At 56.3% G+C, this 16,873-nt stretch carries 11 protein-coding genes; 5 read left to right on the top strand and 6 right to left on the bottom strand.

Annotated elements, in window-relative coordinates:
* Nucleotides 1-35: 35 nt before the first annotated feature.
* On the bottom strand, nt 36-1,208 hold the full coding sequence (locus ABNH10_RS01965; RefSeq protein ID WP_349384512.1) for a TRAP transporter substrate-binding protein: 1,173 nt from the start codon (nt 1,206-1,208) through the stop codon (nt 36-38).
* A gap of 142 nt (nt 1,209-1,350) precedes the next feature.
* Nucleotides 1,351-3,513 carry a DNA helicase II gene (gene uvrD, locus ABNH10_RS01960; RefSeq protein WP_349384679.1) on the bottom strand — a complete coding sequence of 721 codons (2,163 nt, stop codon included), beginning with the start codon at nt 3,511-3,513 and terminating at the stop codon, nt 1,351-1,353.
* A 174-nt stretch (nt 3,514-3,687) separates the two neighbouring features.
* On the opposite strand from uvrD, the gene ABNH10_RS01955 reads away from it, so the two are divergent.
* Nucleotides 3,688-6,567 (top strand): EAL domain-containing protein, encoded by a 2,880-nt coding sequence (locus tag ABNH10_RS01955; RefSeq protein ID WP_349384511.1) that lies wholly within the window; start codon nt 3,688-3,690, stop codon nt 6,565-6,567.
* Nucleotides 6,568-6,686: 119 nt separating this feature from the next.
* On the opposite strand, the gene ABNH10_RS01950 is transcribed toward ABNH10_RS01955, so the two are convergent.
* The gene (locus ABNH10_RS01950; RefSeq protein ID WP_349384510.1) at nt 6,687-7,670 is read right to left on the bottom strand and encodes a hypothetical protein; all 984 of its coding nucleotides are present in this window, start codon (nt 7,668-7,670) and stop codon (nt 6,687-6,689) included.
* Between the two features lie 86 nt (nt 7,671-7,756).
* Between ABNH10_RS01950 and ABNH10_RS01945 the strand changes: the two genes are divergently transcribed.
* Entirely contained in the window at nt 7,757-8,599 is an 843-nt protein-coding gene (locus ABNH10_RS01945; RefSeq protein ID WP_349384509.1) for a metal-dependent hydrolase, read from the top strand.
* Nucleotides 8,600-8,771: 172 nt separating this feature from the next.
* Here ABNH10_RS01945 and ABNH10_RS01940 read toward each other — a convergent pair whose 3' ends face one another.
* The gene (locus ABNH10_RS01940; RefSeq protein ID WP_349384508.1) at nt 8,772-11,066 is read right to left on the bottom strand and encodes a mechanosensitive ion channel domain-containing protein; all 2,295 of its coding nucleotides are present in this window, start codon (nt 11,064-11,066) and stop codon (nt 8,772-8,774) included.
* A gap of 264 nt (nt 11,067-11,330) precedes the next feature.
* Here ABNH10_RS01940 and ABNH10_RS01935 point away from each other — a divergent pair, with 264 nt between their 5' ends.
* The 3 genes from ABNH10_RS01935 to ABNH10_RS01925 all read left to right on the top strand — a co-directional run bounded on the left by ABNH10_RS01935 (nt 11,331) and on the right by ABNH10_RS01925 (nt 14,709).
* A complete protein-coding gene (locus ABNH10_RS01935; protein ID WP_349384507.1) occupies nt 11,331-12,026 on the top strand; it encodes a hypothetical protein in 696 nt (231 codons plus the stop codon).
* A complete protein-coding gene (locus ABNH10_RS01930) occupies nt 12,026-13,771 on the top strand; it encodes an SDR family oxidoreductase (protein WP_349384506.1) in 1,746 nt (581 codons plus the stop codon). Before ABNH10_RS01935 ends, ABNH10_RS01930 begins: the two co-directional genes overlap by 1 nt.
* Before the next feature lie 95 nt (nt 13,772-13,866).
* Complete coding sequence (locus tag ABNH10_RS01925; protein WP_349384505.1) at nt 13,867-14,709, top strand: MerR family transcriptional regulator; 843 nt, start codon at nt 13,867-13,869, stop codon at nt 14,707-14,709.
* Nucleotides 14,710-14,872: 163 nt separating this feature from the next.
* Here ABNH10_RS01925 and ABNH10_RS01920 read toward each other — a convergent pair whose 3' ends face one another.
* Complete coding sequence (locus ABNH10_RS01920; protein WP_349384504.1) at nt 14,873-15,316, bottom strand: acyl-CoA thioesterase; 444 nt, start codon at nt 15,314-15,316, stop codon at nt 14,873-14,875.
* A 66-nt stretch (nt 15,317-15,382) separates the two neighbouring features.
* On the bottom strand, nt 15,383-16,786 hold the full coding sequence (locus ABNH10_RS01915; protein ID WP_349384503.1) for a phospholipase D family protein: 1,404 nt from the start codon (nt 16,784-16,786) through the stop codon (nt 15,383-15,385).
* Nucleotides 16,787-16,873 lie beyond the last annotated feature (87 nt).

Below are 16,873 nucleotides of genomic sequence, written 5' to 3'. Positions count from 1 at the left end.
GCGTGAGCTCAAGGCATATGCTGCAGAAGAATGTCTTACAGCGGCTCCATAGACTGCTCTGATCCGCCTTTCAGGCGCTCGCTACGCACATTCATATACGACTGCTCCGCCACCGCCATGCTTTTCATGGACTGATCGCGGAAGCGTCGATAGGAATTGTACACCTTGCGCGCATCTTTGTTGTCGGCCACGAGGGTCTCAATCACTTCATCGCTGGCGTTCTTCAACGCCTTGAGCACATCGTCAGGCAGGCGCCGCAGTTTAACGCCGTGCTTGTTAACCAGCTCATCCAGGGCAGCGTTATTGCGGGCGGTGTATTCATCCAGCATGTCCTGGTTTTCGGACTGTGCGGCATAACGAATAATCGCCTGCAGGTCTGTGGGCAAGCCTTCCCACACCTTTTTGTTGATGGTCAGCTCCAGCGTCGGGCCGGGCTCTTGCCAGCCCGGATAGTAGTAGTACTCGGCTACCCGGTGCAGGCCAAAGGTCAGGTCGTTGTAGGGCCCGACCCAGTCCGCCGCATCAATGGCTCCGGTTTGCAGTGAGGTAAACACCTCGGCACCCGGCAGCTGTACCGGTGTAGCCCCAACCTTGCCCAACACTTCCCCAGCCAGGCCTGGCATACGCATCTTCAACCCTTTCAGGTCTTCAATGCTGTTGATTTCTTTATTGAACCAGCCCGCCATTTGCGTACCGGTGTTACCACAGGCAAAAGGCTTAAGATTGAACTGGGCATACAAGTCATCCCACAGTTCCTGCCCCCCGCCATGGTGCAGCCAGCCATTCATTTCCTGGGCTGTGAGCCCAAAGGGCACAGCGGTGAAAAACGGCGTGGCAGGATGCTTTCCTTTCCAATAATAGGCCGCCCCATGGCCCATTTCCGCACTGCCCTGGCGTACCGCGTCAAACACCTCAAAGGCCGGCACCAATTCTTTGGCGCCATAAACCTTGATCTTAATTCGCCCGGCAGACATTTCTTCCACCCGTTTGGCAAAGCGGTTGGCGCCCGCACCCAGCCCCGGATAGTTCTTTGGCCAAGTGGTAACCATTTTCCATTCATAGGTCTGTGGCCTGAGTTTTTTCTCCTCAGGTTCCGGCGGTGTCGCCACCCCCTTGTCTACCGGTGGGCAGTCTTTCGGCTCACAACCGGCCAGCGCCAAGCCTCCCAGCCCCAAACCCAGAGCAGAAACAAATTTACGGCGATCCAATGAGATGTCCTCCGATAGTGGGCGGCAGTCATCTGCCGCTTTCGATTTATTTTTTGCGGTTTGGCGCTAAACACCCAATGCCAGACCGTCTTTCGTTCTAGCGCCGGTATCAGGGAGCGAGCACCAAACGGGCCATCGAGCCCTATACCACTTCCAGCCGAGCGTATTGGCTAACCAGCCACTTGGTGCCCGCGCCATCGAAATTGATTTGCAGGCGCGCATTGGGCCCCTGCCCTTCAAAGTGCAAAATCGTGCCTTCCCCGAATTTCGGGTGTAACACCCGAGCGCCCAGGCTGATGCCATTAGACTCGGTTTCACGAATGGGTTTGGCCGCACCGCCCATGGGCCGGCTGAACCCTGCACGGGCGCGGACTTCCTCCAGCGTTTCGGCGGGAATTTCTCGCAAAAAGCGGCTGGGAGGATTGTAGTTTTCGTTACCGTACAACCGCCGGGTTTCCGCATGGGTCAAATACAGCTCGCGCATGGCCCGTGTCAGGCCCACGTAGCAAAGGCGGCGCTCTTCTGCCAACCGACCCGGCTCCTCGCTGGACATCTTGTGGGGGAACAAGCCTTCTTCCATGCCGGTAATAAAGACCACCGGAAATTCCAGCCCCTTGGCGGAGTGCAGAGTCATCATCTGCACCGCGTCCTCGTGGGCGTCAGCCTGCCCCTCCCCGGATTCCAGCGCCGCATGATCAAGAAATGCGGTGAGGCTATCGAGTTCGGAGTCCTCATCCTCATCACCGAATTCCCGGGTGGCGGAAAGCAGTTCGCGCAGGTTTTCCAGCCGCTGCTGGCCCTTCTCGCCCTTTTCCTTGCCATGAAATTCCAGCAACCCACTGGCTTCAATCACATGCTCGGTAGTTTCCGCCAACGACAACCCATCGCACTGCTGCTCCAGCTGGGCGATTAGATTCAGGAACACCGCCAACGCATTAATGGCTCGAGCGGTAAGCAACTGCTCACTAACGACTTCCTGGGCAGCGTCCCACAGGGACACGTTACGCTGCCGCGCCACCTCACGCAGGGTTTCCAGGGTCTTGTTGCCAATGCCGCGGGTGGGTGTGTTCACCACTCGCTCGAAGGCGGCATCCGCATGGCGGTGGCTGAGTAGGCGCAGATAGGCCAGTGCATTTTTGATTTCCACCCGCTCGAAGAAGCGTTGCCCGCCATAGATACGGTAGGGAATCCCCGCCTGCAGAAAAGCCTCTTCCAGCACCCGCGACTGGGCGTTGGAGCGGTACAGCACCGCCATTTCCCGCCGCGCGGTGCCTTCCTGAAATAGCTTATCCATGCGCCCAGCAATAAAGCGCGCTTCATCCACTTCATTGAAACCGGAATAGAGGCGGATCAAATCGCCATCGCCGCCCTCGGTCCACAGTTCCTTGCCCAGGCGGTCACTGTTATGGCCGATCACCGCGTTGGCCGCTTTCAGAATAGTGCCGGTGGAACGGTAATTCTGCTCCAGGCGTATGGTACGAGTATCGGGGAAGTCACGGCTGAATTTATGAATGTTCTCGATCTTGGCGCCACGCCAGCCATAAATGGACTGGTCATCGTCACCGACAATGGTGACCGCATTATTTTCGTCCGCCAGCAACTGTAGCCAAGCGTATTGAATGCTGTTGGTATCCTGGAACTCGTCTACCAGGATATGCCGGAAACGGCGCTGATAGTGGCTGCGGAGGCCGTCGTTGTCGCGGAACAGCTCCAGCACCCGCAACAGCATTTCGTTGAAATCCACCAGCCCGCCCCGCTCGCAGGCTTCTTCGTAAGCGAAGTAGATCTTCTGCATGGTCAGAGCAAACAGGTCACCAGCGGTATCCATATGCCGGGCGCGAAGCCCTTCGTCTTTTTGACTATTAATAAACCAGGTGGCCTGGCGGGCTGGCCAGCGCTGTTCATCCAGGCCCAGCTGCTTGCTTATTCGCTTGATCAGCCGAATCTGGTCATCCGCATCAATGATCTGGAATCCCTGGGGGAGGCCGGCCTCCTGCCAATGGGCCCGTAACAGACGATGGGCAATACCGTGAAAAGTACCCACCCACATGCCGTCAGCGGACATATCCAGCAGTTGCTCAATACGCCCGCGCATTTCTGCCGCAGCCTTGTTAGTAAAGGTCACCGCCAGAATGCCGAACGGCGAGGCCTGCTCGGTGGCGACCTGCCAGGCAATACGGTGCACCAGCACCCGAGTTTTACCGGAGCCCGCCCCCGCCAGCACCAGCAAATGTCGGTCATCGGCAGCCACCGCATCGCGCTGGGCCGGGTTCAAACCATCAATAAGGGAAGTTACGTCATCCATGGCGTGAAAGTTTAGCAGAATGTCCCCGCCGGTGATGCCCGCAGGAGCAGGCAATTTCCCTCTGCCCCGATACTTCTCTTCACTCTCCCAAGAAAGTCGGTTTCCCTCGCCCCCAACCTGTGGGTAAACTGGAAACAAAAAGACTCGGCGCTCAAGCCAGAGGAAACATTTACGGTGTCTCTGCAGTCTCTATCAGCTCAGCCAGCAGCCCCGTTCAACGGGGTGCTCAATGAACAATGTCAGTTGCTGCTAAGCGGCATCGTTGTGCTATTGCTGCTAGAAAGTGCAACCGCCGTTACCCTGGTATGGACTTACTGGCCCACGTCCATATCACAGCACACACTACTGACTTGGCTAGGCATCCTTGCCGTCATGCAGGTGACCCGTTTATTTATCCTGATTTATTACCGTCGCCGACTGGCTGCCCAGCAAGCCACACCGCTCTGTCGGCGCCTGCTCTCCGGGTTGGCCCTCTCCACACCTTTATTTATCGGCCTGGCAGGCTATCTATTTAATCCGTTGGACACCCTGTTCAGCCCGCCGATGTTAAGCGCACAGTTAATATGCGCCGGCTTAGGGCTGGGCCTGAGCACTATCGCGTTGGCCGCCTACAGCAGCCATTTCCCCACCGTGTTCCTGTATTTGATCATGCTGCTCGGCCCGACCGTGGCTCGCCTGGCGGAAACCCAGCAACAAAGCCCGTTATCACTGGTTCTGTTGGTGCCTGTGTTGGGGATATTCTTCTTGGTCGCCGCCCAACGCATCAATCGCACCGGCCACCAAGCCATGGTCCTACAGGCCAGTAACCGCTCGCTAATTGATTACTTGAACCGCGCGCGCAGCGACGCCGAAGCCCTCAACGAAAAACTGGCTCAAGAAATTTACGACCGCAAGGACGCTCGCCAGCGACTACAAGACACCAACGACCGACTAGAAAGCATGGTGCAGGAACGCACTCACGCCTTAGGCGAAACCAACACCGCCTTGGCGGCGACCAGCGAACGTCTAGAGCTGGCTCTGGAAGCCAGCAATATCGGGCTGTGGGACTGGATACTCGATACCGGGCGTAATTACCACACCAATTTCGACCGCCTGCTGGGATACGACAGCGCCTATTTCAAGAACTTCTTCGGCGACTTGGAAACCCTGGTTCACCCGGATGATCTCACCCGCATTCGCAGCGCCATGGTCGCGCACTTCAAGGGTCTAAATAGTCGCTACCATGCGGTCTATCGGCTACGTCACGCGGACGGCAGCTGGCGCTGGATTGAAGACGAAGGCCGGGTGGTATCTCGCAACAAGAGCGGCCGCGCGCTCCGCATGATCGGCACCCGCCGCGATATCACTGACGATCGCCAAGCTCAAGAACAACAACGGCTAGCCGCTACCGTTTTTGAGAACGCTCCTGAAGGCATCTTCATTCTGGACCACAAGTTCCGTTTCTTGGCCGTGAATGCTCGTTTCGAGCAAATCACCGGCTATTCCGAATCTCTGCTCATCGGCCGCCGTATCCTGGAAGAAGAAGAAGCTCAGCCGAACCGGGAAATCTATTTGGGAATCACCGCCACCCTGCATGATAAAGGCTTCTGGGAAGGGGAAATCAACGAACGCCGCCGCAACGGCGAAACATTCCCCGAATGGCTACAAATGAGCGCGGTGCGCGACGAACAGAAACGGGTGATCCGCTATGTGGGAATGATCTCCGACCTGACCAGCCGCAAAGAAACCGAACAACAGCTTCTGTTCCTCTCCAATTATGATCGCCTCACCGGCCTGGCCAATCGCACCCAATTCCGCGAGCATCTGCACAAGTCGCTGACCTTGGCTCGGCTGAATCGCGAAAAGGTCGCTCTGTTAATGATCGATCTGGACCGTTTCAAGCCCATCAACGAATCGCTGGGACATGAGATTGGCGACCGCCTACTGAAAGCCGCAGCCGAGCGCATGGCCCAGCATGCCGGCGGACAAGAATCATTGGCCCGGGTCGGCGGCGATGAATTCACCTTGCTGCTGGAAAACCATGGTGGCGAAAGCAACATCAGCCAGCATTGCCAGAAACTGATCAATGCCATTAAAAAGCCGTTCCTCATTGATGGCCACGAGCTGCTTTTGGGCGCCAGCATCGGCATTAGCCTGTTCCCGGAGACCGCCAAAGAAGCCCAAAGCATGATCAATCAGTCGGACATGGCGGTGTATCAGGCCAAACGTGGCGGCGGCAATAACTTCCAGTTCTACCGCAGCAATATGCGCGTAGCTTCAGTGGAACAACTGGCCCTGGAAACCAGCCTGCGCAAAGCTATTTTCAAGAATGAATTTGTGGTGCATTACCAACCGAAAATGGACTTGGCCAGTAATAGCATCACCTCAGTGGAAGCACTGGTACGTTGGCAACACCCCACCATGGGCCTGCTACCCCCGGCGGAATTTATTCCGCTAGCCGAGGAAACCGGGCTAATCTCTGCCATCGGCGAATTAGTGCTGGAACGCTCCTGCCGTCAGGCATACAAATGGTACAAACAGGGCCTCGGTGACATCTGTGTTTCGGTGAATCTATCCGCTCACCAGTTCCGCAAAGGCAACGTGGCAGAAATCGTCGATCGGGTTCTATCCTCCACGGAGCTGCCGCCACACCTGCTGGAACTAGAACTCACCGAGAGTCTCATCATGGAAGACATGGAGCAAAACATTGAGCTGCTCCAACAACTGCGCACTCGAGGCATTGAACTGGCCCTCGACGATTTTGGCACCGGTTATTCGTCACTGAGCTACCTGAAACGCTTCCCGGTGGACACACTGAAAATCGATCGTTCATTTATCATGGATCTGGACAAAAGCCCGGACGACGCTGCGATCACCCGTGCCATTATCGACATGGCCCACAGCCTGAAAATGAATGTCATCGCTGAAGGAGTAGAAACTGAAGAGCACCTGAGCATTCTGCGAGACATGCATTGCGACAGCATCCAAGGCTATCTGATCAGCCGGCCAGTACCAGAAACCGAGTTGTTGGAATTACTGCATACGCAGGCGTACCGAAAGACAATGGATAATTGATAGTGGCAATGGGTACGAACGTAAAGGCATCAGGCCGCGCCAGGCTTTGGCCGCGGCCTGATGCCTTGCCTTTACAGGGGCCAACCCAAGCGGCTCCGCAAGTTATCTAATCTCAGTTTTTAATTAAGAATTTCCAAGGTTTCTTGCGCCTGAAAATACCCTTCCAGATGACGACGCAGCCACTCTTCCAGCAACCCTTCATCTTGCAGCTTAGCCATCACTGGCGGCAGGAAGCGGCGGGCATCATCCAGCATCAGCTCGCGGGTCACACCCAACTCATCAAGCAAGCCCGTCAGGCTGGTATCACCGTATTTATCAAAAAACGCCCGCACCCCGGCTTCCAACATGGCATTGAAGTAATCCGTATGGCGCAGCTCCCGCCAGTAATCGAACACAATCACGAACAGCTCCTGGATATCTTCACTGCTCACCAATTCTTTCAAGTCTGCCACCGGGCGTTGACCAAAGTCCTGCCAAGCCACCTTCACCAACTCACGCAGTTCATCCAGATTCTCATCCCGATACAAATAAGGATCGCTCAGCAATTGCTCAGTACGGCGCAGTAACCACTCCTGCAATCTGATCTCTAGGCTGGCCAACCAACGTTCCGGCAACCGTTTGCTCAATTGGCTGCGCAAAGGGCCGGGCAAACCCTGATGCAGCAACGTCTTTAACCCCAGCTGAGCACCACCCGCCAGTAAGGCCAGCAACACCGGATTGCGCCCCAGCCACGCCATGCTTTCCCGTGACAACGGGATCTCCAAAAACTTATCGAGCAAGGCCGTCACCACGACCTCATCAATCACGTCTCCGACAAGGTGTTCGCTCTGGATGGCGTCGTCATAAAGCTGCTCCACTATATCGCCCACCAGCTCGGGAATCGCACCACTGATATCCATTTTCACAGCGTACTTCTGCGCCGTGGCAAACACCTGCTCAGCCTGCACCCACTGATTAAGGGAATAACCCGCTCCACGCTCAAGGGCGTAATCCAGCTCCTCAACGATCAGCGAATCCAGCTGTTTGGACGAGAGGCGTGCCAACAGGTAACGGATCAATCCATCCAGTAAACGATTCGCAACTTCCTGTTTATTACTCACCATTTTCTACCTTTTCCAGTGAAAAGTTCTTGATGATACGCGCATCAATTGTATCATTGACTGATGTAACAGTTACGGAGGAATGCGCAATGTCGACCCCGATTCTGCCTATACGTCGCAATTTAAAATTCAACCTGAACCCGGCCAAGGCGCTAACCTGGCACCGGGACGGTCTGAATATCAGTCAGTTCCTCAACACCATGAGCCTGTTCTTCCCGGTCGGTGAACGCTTCTTTATCAACAGCGTCCGCAATTATCGCGACCAGGTTACCGATCCAGAACTGAAAAAGGCGGTAACCGCCTTTATCGGTCAGGAAGCCATCCATGGCCGTGAGCACGAAGAGTACAATGACTTCGTTGCCCAGGCAGGCGTTCCCTTGCATGCCCAAGAGGCCATTGTTGCCAAGCTGCTTGGTGCGGTTCAGCAATACAGCCCAGAGGCCCTTCAATTAGCCATCACCGTATCTCTGGAACACCTGACGGCCATTCTTGGCGGCGGCCTGCTAGACCTGCCGGAAATCATGGATGGCTCAGACGAAGACTATAAGGCCATCTGGAATTGGCACGCTCTAGAGGAAACCGAACACAAGGCCGTGGCCTTCGATGTATACCGTACCGTTATCGGCGAAGACAGCAATCTTGGCGCCTACGCCCTGCGCAGCAGCACTCTGGTATTGTCTACCGCCGCGTTCTTTACCCTGTTCACCCCCTTTTATTTACACAATGTACGCATCAAGGGTGGCCTGACCGACCTGAAGGGCTGGCGAGCGGTGGCCAAACACACTTGGGGCCGCAAAGGGGTTTTCCTGAATATCACCAAGCCTTGGCTTGATTGGTTCAAACCCGGCTTTCACCCCTGGGACCACGACAACCGCGAGCACCTGAAAAACTTCAAAGCCCTGCTTGGCGACCGTCTCCAGGACGCGGCATAACCGTTTTACTTCACCGAGCTCTCCCCTTTCCGGTGACTTACAGGGTCGGCATTTTTGCCGACCTTTTTTTAAGTTGAATTCAAGGAAATAACGTTACAACTGAATTTGTTTACCCGAATGTGAACTAAAAAAACGCCGGCTCAATAGCCGGCGTTTTGTGGCGTATGGAGACTTACCCCCCATTGCCATCTTGGGTGGAAACCACTCGATCATCAGCGAGGCGAACGTTTGCCGCCGGGGCGCTGCCGTCCCGGTCTTCACCGAAATACAGCGTGGTGTGCGGGAACGGGATTTCAATGCCGACTTTGTCGAAGTAGATCTTCACTAGTCGATTGAAAGCACGCCCCACAGCCCACTGGTTGCCCGGCGTGGTTTTAATCACCACACGGATATTCACCGAACTGTCCGCCAAGGCCGACACCCCAGCCACTTCCAGCGGGGCCAGAATATCATTCTTGTGCTTACCCTCCTTCAGCGCTTCAAACGCAGCCTCCAGCTGCACGATGGCATCGTCGATGCTCTCGCGATAAGCAATGCCATATTCACCCACATGATTACCGAATTCACGGGTGTAATTAGACACCGCATCCACCGAGGAGAACGGCACAATGTGGTAGGTGCCGTACAAATCACGCAACGCTACCGACCGAATACCTACCCGTTCCACGGTGCCTGAGTGAGCACCGACACCCACGAAATCACCCGTGTTCATGGCATTTTCCAATTGGATAAACACCCCAGTAATCACATCCTGAACCAGCTTCTGGGCGCCGAAACCAACAGCCAAGCCGAGCACCCCGGCACCGGCAATCAGCGGCGCAATATCCACACCGACTTCAGAAAGCACAATCATCACCGTCATAATGATGATGGTAATGGCCAACGTGGTATGGAACAGCCCGAGCAGGGTTTCACCGCGAGCGGCCTGAGCTGGGGTGCTGCTTTCATCAGGGCAGAATTTATGTTCCACCAGGCTAGCCAACACAATCCACACTGCGGCGGCCAACGCCAGGATGATCAGGATATCGACCAGGGCGGAAACCGCCTGGGCACCGGCTGCCGTGGCATACCAAGCACTCAAGTCATACAAGGCCCAAGCGTCCAGTGACACCACAATCACCAACGCCAATATCAGCGCACGGATCACTTTCAGCCCAGTGGGCACATAAATGTTCACCCGATCCTGCAGATGCGGCATGCTGGCCTTCAGCCCATCCGGGAGCTGTATTTCCTTGCCGATCAATTGCCCTAATGCAACAGAGCCCAGCAAGCCCAGCCCCACATACAACAGCGTTTCCAGTGTTGCTTGCGCCACATAGGGCAAGGCGGTTTCGGGGTTCAGTACCGTAACGGCAAATACCAGCAAGGCGTACGTGAGTGCCAACCAATGCCAGCTACGCGCCAGCACCAACCACATTAAACGCACCACGCCGGTCTTGGCGCTCGCCCGTTGCCTCAACGCATCACGCAGCACCGTGCGTTTGCGCAAAATGACGGTGGCTGCATAAATCAGCGCCACCAGCATAACCCCCGTGCTAACAGCGCTACCCAATACAGGAGAAAAATTGAAATTCAACATCGGCACTAGCACCAGCAAGCCATAGCCAATCAGCCCAGCCTCACGGGCAAGAAACCGATTACAGTAGCGAGCCGGCTCCGCCGCCACCGGCAACAACCGCAGGCCTTTATAGCGGGAGGAGAAGAACACCCGTAGCCCCGCTTTAGCGAGTTCCACCAGTAAAAACGCATTCAGAAACAGCGCCAGTCGAGTGGCATCCGCTCCCAATTGTTCGCTCAATAATGGCGCTACAAAGGTACCGGCCAAATAAGCCAACACCACCACAAACCCATCCACCAGGATGGCTAACGCCACTGCCACCGTTGTGCGTAAAATAGCCAGCTTTGCTGGGCCAGCACCGGCCCAATGACTAAGACGCGCAAAGATCGAGCTGGCCAGTGCCCGTAATGCCCAAAACACGACGAAAGTGACAACCGCCAAAATCACCAGATTCAATAGCGCCGCGCTCGCCGTTTTCATATCCAGCGATGAGGAAGCTGCTGGCGCATCATCAGGTTCAGCGTCGGCGCCAAACCATCCCGTAACCAAGGCGCCTAACGCCACAAACTGCCGACCCATATCCCCCGTCAAATTCCCGGTGACAGATGCCATCCGCCGGGCCAGTGACATCTGTTCTGCGGTTTGCCCACTGGGTGCCTTTTGGGCCAGCTCTGCGCTAGCCACTTCACCTTCCACGCCGAGAGGTTCTGATACCGTACCTCCCTGTAAATCGCGCAGCTGGTCAATCAGCAGCTGGCGACTGGCATCATTTTCCAGCAAGTCCGCCAGTTCACCATATTGATGAGTCTGCGGGACGGACTCCTGCGCAGGCGCCGCGGCCGTAAATAGCAGAAGAATAAGAAAAAGACAGGCTGTCAGGCCCCGCAAAAACTGGGGGTGGTGGCTCACAGTGATCTCCTTATCTCGGCTAACACCGAGCAAAAAACATTAATTAGAGGATCCTTCAGGCGCACACCCTAACAATCAAAGCCGAGTGAAATGTGAAGATCACGGCAAAGAATTACGTGATTTATCAATTGCGGATTGACCCAGGCGAGCTACCCGCAGCGAGGAAGGGCCAACCTCTTCGGTTGACCATGACATTATTCACTGTAACTATCGGGTTTGGTTTATTCATGCAGTAACGCTTAATACAACACGGCGGAGGCGTTAATGGACGCATTCTGGAGCCCGGACGCGCGGGCTTTAACTCCTTATATTGATACCTTGGAGCAAGCCAACAGAGGCCTACAGATCATTGCCTCTTCTTTGCAGCCCGGCATGACCGAGCAAGATTGCGAGCTACTGATCCGAGACTGGCTACGTGCCCATCAATTACTCGATCCGGCGCGTCCGCCGAGGGTGCGCTTTTATAGCCCAGCCCCTCGCCGTCGGTTTGGCCTAAAAAGACCGAAAAAACAGCGTTACGGTATGGGCATGAGCTATATCCTGCGCTGCGATGCGGTTCGCTCTGGCTACATCGCCAAGGCCAGCCTCAGCGGCACGGCGAATGCCCCCTTGGCGCCATTGCACAGCCGTTTGGCAAGCTACCGCGAACAGCTCCCCCAAGCATTGCATGAAGGGCGCAGCCCACAGCAGCTCGCCGAGCATTTCCCCGGCCTGCGCCAGGTTTACCGGCTGGCCCCGCTCACGGGCAACCCGCCAGAAGGCGACCGCATCGGAGAAGGGCCATTGATTCCCGGCCTGTGGCAATGGCAGCTGACGCTGAGCGACGGCACCTACAGCGTTGCCTGCAGTGAATTTCTACTGGTGGATGATCATGGGCCCCGCTGGCTAACCGCCACCCCGGCCCACCTGTTAGATACAAGCAACCACAACAACAGCGACAAGCAAGAGGAAGTAGCCTGATGGTGCAGTGGCGCGACAGTAAAGTGAGCCGTAATGGTATAAACCTGGCCGTGCGGACCTGGAGTCCCGACAAAAGCCCTACCGTGGTGCTGGTACACGGCTACCCGGACGCCAGCCATGTCTGGGAAAAAGTGGCGGAACGGCTCAGCCTAGATTTTAAAGTGGTCGCTTACGATGTGCGCGGCGCCGGAAACTCCTCCACCCCCAAGAACCGCGCGGCCTATAAACTGCCCCAGCTGCGTGACGACCTGCATGCGGTTATGGATGCAGTTTGCCCCGATGAAAAAGTCCATCTGGTGGGGCACGACTGGGGCTCCGTTCAAACGTGGGAGTCGGTCACCGAGCCCAACGCTGAGCACCGTATCGCGTCCTATACGACCCTGTCCGGTCCTTGCCTCGACCATGTGGGGCAATGGATGAATGCCCGGCTGCGCGAGCAAAAAATTGGCGCCGTGCTCAACCAACTCGCCCACTCCTGGTACATCGGCGCCTTTCAGTTACCGGTGTTAGCCCCGGCATTGTGGAAAGTCGGGCTAGCCAAGGCCTGGCCACAGGTACTGAGACGCAGCGAGAACCTTCACAGTGAAGCTAGCGGCACCCAACTGCAGGATGGCACCCACGGGATTGAACTGTACCGCGCCAACATGCTGCCCTGCCTGCTCAAGCCCCGTGAGCGTTATACCAAAGTGCCGGTACAGCTAATCGTTGCCCGCGAGGACAACTATGTACGCCCCGCCATGCTCGAAGATCTCCCACAATGGACCGAACAACTTTGGCGCCGCGAGCTGGATTGTGGCCACTGGGGCCCACTCCTGCAGCACCCGGATGTAACGGCCAACTGGATTCGAGAATTTATTCACCACATCGAAGGCGCGCCTGCCGCCGGGCCGTTGCAACGCAGCAAGGTCAGCACAAGCCGCCCAACCGGGCCAGACAGCGGTAAACGGGTGATCATCACCGGTGCCGGTTCCGGTATCGGTCGGGAAACGGCCTTAGCTTTCGCCCGCCGTGGCGCTCTAGTGGTCTGCACCGACATCAACAGCGAAGCGGCAGCCGCCACCGTCCGCACCATTACCGCTGAAGGCGGCGAAGCCCTGAGCCGCAAATGCGATGTCAGCAACACCCGCTCCATGGAAGCGCTGGCGACTTGGGTGGAAAAGGAATTAGGCGCCCCGGATATCGTCGTCAACAATGCCGGCATCGGCCTGTCCGGCTCGTTGCTCGACACCAGCGTTAAAGATTGGCAGCAGGTACTAGGGGTCAACCTGTGGGGTGTGATTCATGGTAGCCGGCTATTCGCCCGCCAGATGATTGACCAAGCGCGCGCCGGGCATATCGTCAACATAGCGTCTGCCGCCGCTTTTATGCCTTCGCGCATGTTGCCGGCCTATGCCACCAGCAAGAGCGCAGTGTTAATGTTCAGCGAGTGTCTGCGAGCAGAAATGGACGAACACAACATCGGCGTCAGCGCCATTTGCCCGGGCATCATCGATACTCCAATCACGCGCAACACCCGCTTTGTAGGCGTCGATGGTGACGAGCAAAGCCGCCGCCAGAAAAACGCTGAAAAGCTTTACCAACGTCGTGCCTTTACCCCCGACCGTGTCGCTCAGGCCATCGTCGAGGCGGTAGAGAAAAACCGCGCGGTGGTTCCCGTCAGCCCAGAAGCTCTGGGTATGCAATGGCTGGGACGCTTCACGCCCTCCCTGGCCCGCAATCTGGCTCAGGTAGAATTCACCCCCTGAGCTGGGCACGTCCATGCCTCCGTGGGAAGCAGCGGTGCATATCGCAACCACTGCGGGTTGTGGCCCCGCTGCAAAAAGGGGGCTATCATCCCAGCATGAAATCCCGTGACCGTAACCCCGCAGCTATTTTGCGCAGCCTGAAGAAATACACTCAACCGGCTGAGCAACAGGCACCGGCAGACGCCGGAGACCACAAAGAATTTACCATCGACGAACTGGCCCGCGAAGCCGGCTCGACGGTGCGTAACGTGCGCGCCTACCAGGATCGCGACATTCTGCCGCCCCCGGAAAAGCGTGGTCGCACGGGTATTTATACCGATGTGCATTTAGCGCGCCTGAAGATCATCGGCGCCCTGCTGGATCGCGGCTACACACTCAACAATATTCGCGACCTGCTCAGCGCCTGGGAACAAGGCCGCGAGCTCAATGACATCCTTGGATTGGAAGTGGCGGTCACCACTTGGCAGGCCCCCAGCGTCCCCTCCTACTTGGACTATCAAGACCTGCTGAACGACTTCGGCGAGGACATCACACCGGAAGTAATGACTAAAGCCGTCAAACTCGGCTATATCATCCCCGAAGGCATGCGCCTGCGCCTGCCCTATCCACGCGTCTACAACGCGGGCAAAGAGCTCAACCAAGCGGGGGTGCCACTGGATGCGGTGCTCACCCATGTGAGCCTAGTGCGCACAGAAGTAGACAAGTTGGCGGAACGTTTTATCGGCATGATCATCCATCATCTGGTGGATGAAAAGTACGGCGACGAGGCCCTTCCCGAAGGCGAAGACGTGCCCAAACTGGCCGATTTTATTACCCGCATTCGCCCACTGGCCGATGCCGTCGTTAGCGACGAACTCGGCAGGGTGCTGGAAAAAAGTATCAACAAAATTCTCGTTGACCGCCTCGCCAACGTACTCGCCCACATAGAAGAAAAATAACGAGCACGCCGGGTATCCGCCAGGTACAAGTTCGAGAACCATGAGCACACACTGGCCGCGCTAGCCTCACGTACGTACCGCCAAAGACAAGATCGGGGCTTAACGTCTCTGGCGGTTAAGCCACCAGCATATTGTAGAAAACCGCTCTGCGGGACTTAAGCGTTCAACCACGGCCGCTCTGGTCGATCACTATCCCTGGCGCACCGGCCTGCAATCGCTCACGCAGGTCATTCGGCACCGTGGTCTTCTCAAACGGCTCAGTGGTCATCATCACATACACCGCTTCCGAATGGGCAATCGCCCGGCCATCGTCCGCATGGCGGATATCCGCCTGCAACGAGAACGAGGTGTTGCCCATATGGGTGAGTGAAACAAACACCTCCAGTACGTCGTCAAAGCGTGCCGGCGACTGCCATTGGGTGGTCAATTTCACCACCTGGTTATCCAGTCCCGCCGCCAGCAACTGGCGGTAATCCCGCCCCAATGCGCGCATGAATTCAGTCATGGCTATATCCACGTAATCGCCATAACGGGCGTTAAACACCACTTGCTGAGCATCGCATTCGTTGTAGCGCACCCGAAAACGAAAACAAAACGGTTGGCCCATGATTTTCCTTTTATCATTCTTTTAGCGTCGCCATAGACGCATGGCACGGCCAAAACATGACCGTAATTACAACATCCGCTCAATCGGCAATAACGACAATAACCATGCCAGCATGCGTCGCCAAACGGTGACCTTGGGTTCACGGGAATACAAAACCGGCTTACCGTCATGTCCATCCGCGCCCCACAGTAATTTGCCTCCCTGCTTTTCAAGACGGTAACTGTTTTCCGGTGCCAACCCTTCTTCGATAAATGCCGCCACCTGCTGCCCCAGTTCAGCGGACGCAACGTAGTATCCCATTTCGGTATTTAAATGCACCGAGCGCGGATCGATATTGAAAGAACCGACAAAAACTTCGCGCCGATCCAACACCATCGCTTTGGTATGCAGGCTCGCCTGGGAGCGCCCTTTAAACAACCGCACCTGACGGTGCAGTGCCCGGGCATTGGGCTGTAACTCATGCAGCTCGACCCCTGCCGCCAACAGTGCTGCACGGTAACGCGCATAAGCCCCATGAGCGGCAACCACATCATTAGTGGCCAAGCTGTTGGTGAGCACCGCTGCACGACCACCGCGCTGCTGGAACCCTCCCAACGCCTCAACAAAAGCATCACCGGGAATAAAATAACTGGCCTCCATCAATAACTCCTGATTGTCTTGCCTGCCCAGCAAACGCGCCAATTGCTCTCCCATCAACGTCTGCTTCGCACCACTGGCTTTATCCGGGCTATCAAACAGCAAGGCAGCCGGAGCCTGCACACATTGCTGCTCTTGTTTTGCCAAATAATCGGTGAAAAACGCTTCATGCTGGGGAAACAGGTAAGGGTACCCTTGCAATGAAGTGCGCCAGCGTCGCAACCAGTGCCAGGCCCGATCCGCTGTAGCCTCCGTGCGATGGCGGTAACTTTTCATAGAGACCGCCAAGGGGCTATACCAAAAGGCATCAAAAGCCGTTTGCGTATCCGCCACGATGGCACCATGGGCGTACAGATCCAGATCACGAAAGTTGGTGGATGCATTAACGCCGAAATAGTGATCCGCAACATTGCGGCCCCCCACCAACGCTCGTTCGCCATCCATAATCCAGGCTTTGTTATGCATGCGGTGATTCAAGCGCGGCGCATGGTAGAGCCATTGCAGAAAATGCTTGTAGCGCCCCTTGAACGGATTGAACAAGCGCACCTCAATATTTGGGTGTGCATCCAACGACGCCCACTTCACATCCCGGCCAAGCTGATTGGCATGATCCAACAACATGCGCACCCTTACGCCCCGCCGTGCTGCCTCCAACACTCGGTAGATGAGCAACTTACCGGTCGTGTCGTCATCCCAGATGTAATACTGCATATCCAGTGTACGAGTAGCCAAACGCGCCAAAGTAACACGAAGAGTAAAAGCCTGATCGCTGTCTGCCACCAGAGAAAAGGACGACACCGGCGTCAGGGCGGAGCCTGATGTTGCCCGGCTCATTGGCACTCGTCTTTTGGCCCGTGCACGGGCCATTGTGGTTGCCCGTCAATCCGCAAACCGGTGCGCATACCGTCGCCTCTCCGCTTC

It is taken from the genome of Alcanivorax sp. (assembly GCF_040119285.1).
GTDB lineage: Bacteria > Pseudomonadota > Gammaproteobacteria > Pseudomonadales > Alcanivoracaceae > Alcanivorax.
The sequence above is the reverse complement of the archived record's forward strand: the minus strand, read 5'-3'. Positions and strand labels throughout refer to the sequence as shown.